General features: G+C 61.8%; 8 protein-coding genes and 1 pseudogene. 6 read left to right on the forward strand and 3 right to left on the reverse strand.

The features are described 5' to 3' along the window. Window positions 1–111 precede the first annotated feature (111 nt). Window positions 112–468: a co-chaperone GroES gene (locus EN955_RS33265; protein ID WP_127223549.1), complete on the reverse strand. Its 357-nt coding sequence runs from the start codon at window positions 466–468 to the stop codon at window positions 112–114. Between the two features lie 493 nt (window positions 469–961). Between EN955_RS33265 and EN955_RS33270 the strand changes: the two genes are divergently transcribed. The 4 genes from EN955_RS33270 to EN955_RS33285 all read left to right on the forward strand — a co-directional run bounded on the left by EN955_RS33270 (window position 962) and on the right by EN955_RS33285 (window position 2,511). Continuing rightward, the gene (locus tag EN955_RS33270; protein WP_024505332.1) at window positions 962–1,222 is read left to right on the forward strand and encodes a hypothetical protein; all 261 of its coding nucleotides are present in this window, start codon (window positions 962–964) and stop codon (window positions 1,220–1,222) included. Further along, entirely contained in the window at window positions 1,222–1,581 is a 360-nt protein-coding gene (locus EN955_RS33275; RefSeq protein WP_024505331.1) for a hypothetical protein, read from the forward strand. The genes EN955_RS33270 and EN955_RS33275 overlap by 1 nt, the downstream gene beginning before the upstream one ends. A 96-nt stretch (window positions 1,582–1,677) precedes the next feature. Then, the gene (locus EN955_RS33280) at window positions 1,678–1,902 is read left to right on the forward strand and encodes a hypothetical protein (RefSeq protein WP_024505330.1); all 225 of its coding nucleotides are present in this window, start codon (window positions 1,678–1,680) and stop codon (window positions 1,900–1,902) included. 333 nt (window positions 1,903–2,235) lie between these two features. After that, a complete protein-coding gene (locus tag EN955_RS33285) occupies window positions 2,236–2,511 on the forward strand; it encodes a DUF1488 domain-containing protein (RefSeq protein ID WP_024505329.1) in 276 nt (91 codons plus the stop codon). A 268-nt stretch (window positions 2,512–2,779) separates the two neighbouring features. Here EN955_RS33285 and EN955_RS35785 read toward each other — a convergent pair. Then, a pseudogene (locus EN955_RS35785) lies at window positions 2,780–2,959 on the reverse strand (hypothetical protein); the annotation flags it as partial. A gap of 443 nt (window positions 2,960–3,402) precedes the next feature. Here EN955_RS35785 and EN955_RS33295 point away from each other — a divergent pair. Both EN955_RS33295 and EN955_RS33300 read left to right on the forward strand, forming a co-directional pair. Continuing rightward, the gene (locus EN955_RS33295) at window positions 3,403–4,071 is read left to right on the forward strand and encodes a HemK/PrmC family methyltransferase (RefSeq protein WP_245265405.1); all 669 of its coding nucleotides are present in this window, start codon (window positions 3,403–3,405) and stop codon (window positions 4,069–4,071) included. Next, window positions 4,068–5,183 carry a hypothetical protein gene (locus tag EN955_RS33300; RefSeq protein WP_024505327.1) on the forward strand — a complete coding sequence of 372 codons (1,116 nt, stop codon included), beginning with the start codon at window positions 4,068–4,070 and terminating at the stop codon, window positions 5,181–5,183. The genes EN955_RS33295 and EN955_RS33300 overlap by 4 nt, the downstream gene beginning before the upstream one ends. Before the next feature lie 48 nt (window positions 5,184–5,231). On the opposite strand, the gene nadE is transcribed toward EN955_RS33300, so the two are convergent. Next, window positions 5,232–6,106 (reverse strand): NAD(+) synthase (gene nadE / locus EN955_RS33305; protein WP_127223550.1); only part of this gene is annotated, 875 nt, incomplete at its 5' end.

Consider the following 6,106-nt stretch of genomic DNA (forward strand, 5'->3'; position numbering starts at 1 on the left):
CGCATTGGTGAGGATCTCGACGCCGCGCAGCATGCGGTCGCGCGCGTCGGTGGAGAATTTGATTTCCTTGGCAGACATGATTTTTATCCAGTTCGTTCGGAGAAAATGAGGTCAGGCAGCTTTCTTGACGGCCACGGTCTTGTCGGTTGCAGCGCCCTTGTCGATGATGCCAGTCTCGCTCTTGTCGATGACGCCCATGATATCGGCTTCCTTCATGATCAGAAGGTCCTCGCCGTCGATCTTGACCTCGGTGCCCGACCATTTGCCGAACAGGATGAAGTCGCCGGCCTTGACGTCGAGCGGAACAAGCGCGCCGTTTTCGTCGCGTGCGCCAGGGCCGACAGCGATGACTTCGCCCTCCTGCGGCTTTTCCTTGGCAGTGTCGGGGACGATGATCCCGCCCTTGGATTTGATATCGCCTTCGGCGCGACGAATGACGACGCGGTCGTGGAGTGGCCGAAATTTCATGGGAACTTTCTTTCTGGGGGCCGGCACAGGCGGCCACGCCCCTCCTCTATAGACGCGTTGGCACTCGATAGATAGGAATGTCAGAATTAATTCTCGTGTATGCCCCAAACAATCGAACGAAATAATTTCGAGCCTCGCAGAATTTATTTGCGTTGGCGGAAAACTTTCTGCCGCCTTGAATTTCACGGACATCGATTTGTTATTTAAAAGCCAAAAAGAAAAGGCGCCGAGACCTTGTTTGCAACGCAATTGAGGCGCATATGTAAAGCTCGTTGATTTGGTCGAGTTGGCTTTGTGTCAGAGTCCTGCGATTCACCACCAATTCTCGAAAACGAGTGCATGAGCCGATCCGGCGCACATTTCGTCCCGCTCGAACCCTGGAATGAAACCGACGCTGACCACGGATATACTGGCAGCGTCGGGCATCGCTCCGGCGGTTCGAGTGGGAATGATACGGAAAGGCGTCGTGCGTTTCCGCGGGAAGCCGCAACTGATGACCAGCCGCACCACATCTTCAATCGTTCGCTTCAGGGCGGCGTTTTCGCTGCCTGGCTTCGATACGCCGCAACCACCTGGAGCGTATCGCGTCGATCAAGACGAGGAAGCTCTCGAAGGGGCTTCGCTGATCGCATGGCGCCGCGTGGCCACCTTCATTCACCTGCCGGCGATCTCCGCCGTCGGAGCCACGCAGCAGATGGTGCCGATCGAACCGGCATCGCTTGAAGCCGCACTGGAGCAGGACCAGAGACAATGATGAAAACCACAACCCTGATGCAACGCAACCCACGCCCGATCCGCCGCGAAGCCGCAACGCATCTGTTTGCCGTCGGACAGGCTGTCCGGCTGAAGGGCGGCTTTGGCACGTTTCCACAGACCGCGGAAATCTACCGCATCACGGCCACGCTCCCTGCGAGGGGAGATTCGCTGCAATACCGCATCCGCAGCGACGGCGAACGTCATGAACGGGTGGCGACCCAGGACAGTCTCGAACCGGTCGCCACGTCGCCCAGTGACATCATAACACTCTCTGAAAGGACGTTCGCACATGTCAAAGGGACAGAAACGCTCGAGCCGGGAAATCAGGAAGCCGAAGCTGGAAAAGGCACTGCCTAAGCCTGAAAGCGTGTTCGGTGCCCAGACCAGGCTTACCGCCAACATCAGCGCCCCGCGCGGCAAAGGCAAGAACTGACACGGCGAGACGGGACGGCGATGAAGATCGTGATCGAATTCTATCGCACCCGCGAAGCGGACGATGCGCATGCCGTGCTCGGCCGCGAGACGGCGGAAGCCGCCGACCTCGAAGATGCGATCGAAATCGCCAGGCTTTTGGCTGGGACCCTGAACATGCCACAGCGGCCGGACGCCATGACGATCGCCGACACGAATGGCGCAACGCTCTATTCGGGCGTTCTCGCCTCTGAAGCGATTAAATGAGGAAAGGCCAACGTCACGATTGTCCGCAACACTGAAACCGATTGGCAGTGCAATGCCGCCGCGCTTCGGATTTGGGAACACGAAAGTGGCGCGCCGGGACGCGACTTCACAAATCGCCAATACGGACGCCGCGTGAAGCGGATCGTTCCTGGACCGTCTATCACGTCTTCTCGGGAATTCCGGCACACGGAGACGGCGTTGCCATGGCCGGCCTCAGCCGCCCCGATGCGACACGCCGCATGTTGACCCCCTCAACCAGCGCAATGCCGAGCGTCGCACGGCGTGGATTACCGCGCCGCCAATTGTCCCGCACGAGAGAGCGGCGGGCCAATCATGACGCTCTCCTTTCCCAATCCCAGCCGCAGTTTCGATGAAGCCCGCAACGCCGTCCGCTTCACCGGCCATGACTGCATGTTCGAGGTGCGTTTCTTCGTCGAGATCGCGGCGCTGGCAAAATCGGACATCGCCTTGGTGGGGACAACGGCGTCGGAAACAAAATGCCTTTCAGCTTTCGACACCTTGCGATCATCCATTCACAAGATTGCCAGCAAAGCCTATTCTCGCGACCGCCGCAGCTCTTACACTTTGACTGCCGCCGATTTCCGGTAGGGGAGCCCTTTTCTGGCCAGTTCGTTTCAGAACCGCACCTTCTGCTTCCGTGAAGAGTTTCGGGCGCCGGCAGGCGTACGAAAGTCCCCGAGGAAGGAACCCGCGGGGCACAGTCGATGGCTATGGGGATTTCGATCTGCGGCCGAAGTCGGCGACGGCGCGACCGCTGCCGACCGCCAAGGGCCGCCGTGCGGCAATACTCGATCGCCGACATGCCCTTGTCAGGCTCCTTGTTGAAGAAGCCCGTGATGCTCTGCCGCTGCCGAAAATGCGGCTCGTCGATCCAGCCGCCACGCGCATAGGATCCGAAAAGTATAATCTTGAGGATGCGCCCACGCTTTTTGAAGTCGGCCGAGCCTCCTTCAGCGCGTCGTCGAACTCCTCAAGCAGCACCTCCACCGTTCTTGTCAGCTCGCGCTGCTTTGGCGTGATCGATGCTGGATTTCATAAACCAGGATCTGTCGTCCATCGGGTATGCTTAGCCGAGACCACGCCTCGAATCCACAGACTGCCTCCCGGGCAGACGCAATTGAAGTATGTAGAGCTTGCTGGCTCGTTCGTTCGCCGCTCAGCAGACCGAGGTTGCCGTCGGTTGCAGCGTACTCAACCGCATGCTGGCGTGCGCATGAGTCTGTCCGACATCAAGTCCGGCAGCTATAATCGGCAACTTCAAAGACCGAAATGCGCTCGATTTCATATCCGCGCACCAACGCCGCATCTATATGGCCGAGTTGGTGCGCTGCGCAGTATCGGCGGCGATATCTTTAGCAGCCGTTTACCGGAGCGCGATAGGTCCTGTGTATGCAATACTGTCGGATGACGTAAGGAACCGCCGTGCCGCACAGAGCAGCAGCCCTAGCCGGCCGTTCTACGCCCCGCCTGCATCGTTTCATGAGCGTGATGCTCGAGCTGGCTCCGGGCGTTCTCGTGCCGCGTCAGGAAACGGAGTTGCTCGGACAGAGCGCGCTTGCGATTCTTCGCGATCGCGCGCCCGGCCCGATGGTGATCGACATGTGCTGCGGCTCCGGCAACCTTGCTCTGGCGATCGCGGCGGAAGTTCCGTCGGCCCGCGTCTGGGGGGTGGACGTGACTGACAGCACGTTCGCGCTCGCCCGGAGCAATGCCGAACGCTTGGCCCTTCAGGCCCGGGTCACCATCCGGAAAGGGGATCTGTTCGGTGCGCTGGAGGGCGATGGGCTTATCGGCGCAGCGGACCTGATTGTCTGCAATCCGCCCTATATCTCGACCGCGCGCCTCGAAGGCGAGAGCGCGCATCTGCTTGAGGGCGAGCCGCGCGAGGCCTTCGACGGGGGGCCTTACGGCATCTCGATCCAACAGCGGCTGATCCGGGACGCAATCGATTTCCTCAAGCCTGATGGCTGGCTGCTGTTCGAGTTCGGCCAGGGGCAGGACCGCCAGGTGGCTGCCCTGATAGCCAGAGCCAAGGCCTATGAACCCGTGACATTCGCCAAGGATGAGGTCGGAATGCCGCGTGTCGCACTCCTTCGCAAGCTTGGGAACGGTGCGCCCGCGATCTCATCCTCCGCGAGTTTGGCATGAGCCAGATTCGTCCCCTGCAGGCTGCGGATATTCCGGCCGTCGCCGGGCTCTTTCAAAGAACCTTCCGGGACGGTGGCAAGCCGCCGCCTCCGGCGCTCGAGACTTATCTGCGCTGGCACTATCTCGAAGGCCCGGTCTGCGATCCGGAGATCGCGTCTCTCGTCCATATTGCGAGCGAAGGCGACATTTCAGGCTTTGTCGGCGTGAATGTGCTGCCGATGAGGCATGGCCAGTGCAAGCTGCGCGCCGCCATCTGTGGTTCGCTCATGGTCGAACCGCGGGCGAACGACCCGATGGCCGGCGCAAGGCTGCTCAGGACATTCCTGGCCGGGCCGCAGGACATCTCCTTCAGCGAAACCGCAAATGCCCTCTCGACGCAGATGTGGACGAAACTGCGCGGGGTCGCCCTGCCGCAATACAGCCTGGACTGGATCCGGGTCATCCGACCTTCGGCCTTCCTGCTCGATCTAGCATCGCGGCGAGCCGGCGCCGTGCGCTTGCTTGACCCGCTCGCGCGCGGACTCGATCGCTATCTTCGCGGACGGATGCAGGAGAACGAGATGCGCTGGTCCGGGGTCCCGGAACTCTGGAATGGCAAGGGCGGCCTCAAGGTAGCCGAAATCGATCAAGCCGGTTTTGCGGCTCTTTTGGACCCTTTAACGCGGCAGTTCCCGCTCCGCCCCGACTGGAGTGCCGAGCAGTTTGCGCATATCCTCGCGGAGGCTTCCCAGAAGCCGGACTATGGTGATGCCGTGTTCGCGTCCGTCTCCTGCCCCAGCGGGGGGCTGGTGGGCGCCTTCCTCTATCACACCCGCCCGGGCAGGATGGCGCGCGTGCTGCAGGTTCTGGCCCTGCCGGGGCAAGCTGGTTCCGTCGTCGACTGCTTGATTGGCGATGCGGCGCGGCGTGGCGCCGCCGGCCTGCGCGGCCGGACGCAACCCGCCCTGCTCGCAGCGATGCTGGGCCGGCGGGTCGCCTTCACTCAACCGGCCTCGACCGTGGTGCATTCGCGCGACGAGGAGCTGGTGAACGCGTTCCTGAGCTCGCAAGGCTTCTTCAACGGGCTGGCCGGCGAGCGCTGGAATCGATTGGCCGGGGAGCAGTTCGAATAGGCCGTCATTTGCCCGCGCGGCGACGTAATCCCGAGGATCGCGCCGATCTCAGCTGGCGATTTCCTCGACGGGGCGGACGAGCTGCGGGCCAAGGTGCAGATATTGCGTCGCACGGCGCTTGGCGGCGATATCGGCCCAGACGCGTTCGACCTCGACCGCAGTCAGCTCCGCGGCGGCGCCGACCTCCACGGCTGAAAGGCCGTTATTCAGGCCGAAGAGGCAAATATCCATGCGGTCATAGGGTAGGGAGAAGTAGAACTCTTCCTGCGTCTGCTCGAGGGAATAGGTGTCGGTCGTCGGCGCCCTGCGGCAGATTTCCTCGGGAATGCCGAGATGGGCGGCAAGTGCATAGACCTGGCTCTTGTAGAGATGGGCGATCGGTTTGACGTCAGCCGCGCCGTCGCCATTTTTCACGAAGAAGCCTTGGTCGTATTCGAGCCGGTTCGGCGTGCCGAGCACGGCGAAATTCAGCCGGTCGGCGTGATAGTACTCGATCTGTTTGCGCGTGCGCTGCTTCATGTTGGTGGCGGCGACGATGCCGAGATAGACCGCCGCCGACATGCGCAGCTTCGTCTGCCGGCCTTCGGGGTCCTGCACCACCAGCGAGGAGATGTTGTAGCCCTCGCCGGCGAGCGAATTGGCGATGACGATCTTTGAGGCCCAGCCCGGCCCGTATTCCGGCACCAGCTCGCGGATGAAGGTATCCCGCCGCTGATAACAACCCATCGCGTGCAGCGTCGGGCCGATATCCTCCACGATCGCTTCGACGCCAAAGGTTTCGGCGGCCAGCCGGCCGAGGCGGAGGCTGTCGGGATCGGAGTCGCTTTCCGGCATGAACAGGCAGAAGACGTTCTTAGCGCCGACGGCGCGGGCGGCGAGCGCGACCGAGACGCTGGAATCGATGCCGCCAGAGAGGCCGAGCA

The sequence above is a fragment of the Mesorhizobium sp. M7A.F.Ca.CA.001.04.2.1 genome (genome assembly GCF_003998485.1).
GTDB classification, from domain to species: domain Bacteria; phylum Pseudomonadota; class Alphaproteobacteria; order Rhizobiales; family Rhizobiaceae; genus Mesorhizobium; species Mesorhizobium ciceri.

What these genes read in the sequence shown, in the direction of transcription:
- EN955_RS33265 (WP_127223549.1), bottom strand. Translation starts at nt 468, where the DNA reads ATGAAATTTCGGCCACTCCACGACCGCGTCGTCATTCGTCGCGCCGAA.
- EN955_RS33270 (WP_024505332.1), top strand. Translation starts at nt 962, where the DNA reads ATGACCAGCCGCACCACATCTTCAATCGTTCGCTTCAGGGCGGCGTTT.
- EN955_RS33275 (WP_024505331.1), top strand. Translation starts at nt 1,222, where the DNA reads ATGAAAACCACAACCCTGATGCAACGCAACCCACGCCCGATCCGCCGC.
- EN955_RS33280 (WP_024505330.1), top strand. Translation starts at nt 1,678, where the DNA reads ATGAAGATCGTGATCGAATTCTATCGCACCCGCGAAGCGGACGATGCG.
- EN955_RS33285 (WP_024505329.1), top strand. Translation starts at nt 2,236, where the DNA reads ATGACGCTCTCCTTTCCCAATCCCAGCCGCAGTTTCGATGAAGCCCGC.
- EN955_RS33295 (WP_245265405.1), top strand. Translation starts at nt 3,403, where the DNA reads ATGAGCGTGATGCTCGAGCTGGCTCCGGGCGTTCTCGTGCCGCGTCAG.
- EN955_RS33300 (WP_024505327.1), top strand. Translation starts at nt 4,068, where the DNA reads ATGAGCCAGATTCGTCCCCTGCAGGCTGCGGATATTCCGGCCGTCGCC.